Source organism: Spongiactinospora gelatinilytica (genome assembly GCF_003236385.1).
Classification (GTDB): domain Bacteria; phylum Actinomycetota; class Actinomycetes; order Streptosporangiales; family Streptosporangiaceae; genus Spongiactinospora; species Spongiactinospora gelatinilytica.
In genome coordinates, this window is sequence record NZ_POUA01000934.1 from 1 (window position 1) to 393 (window position 393).

Consider the following 393-nt stretch of genomic DNA (forward strand, 5'->3'; position numbering starts at 1 on the left):
GTTTTATCGATTGCAGATCAGATGAAAGGCAAAAAAGTTCGTATTCAAATTGTTTTAAAGAAGCAAAGTTTACTTTTATCTGATTTTAGTGTCGCTGAGCTTCATTACGGCACATTTAAGCAAGATTACCAAGCTGCTAAGACAAATAGTCTAACGCAGGTAAAAAACGCTGGGAACGTAGTCACAGGCAATTTAAACGTTAATTCTGATAAACCCTACTTATTCACTTCCATCCCTTACAGTTCGGGATGGCACATTAAAATTGATGGTAAAACGATTCCTACTTCTAAAGTCGGTAATTACTTCTTAGGAAGCAACGTAAAATTAACTTCTGGCAAACATCAAATCAAGTTTACTTATATACCACCATTCTTTATGCTAGGTATGTCTATT

At 34.9% G+C, this 393-nt stretch carries 1 protein-coding gene; it reads left to right on the top strand.

Annotated features, from left to right (window positions below; all coding sequences use genetic code 11):
- Positions 1 to 393: YfhO family protein (locus C1I98_RS46870; protein ID WP_146607989.1), on the top strand; the 393-nt coding region annotated here is incomplete at both ends.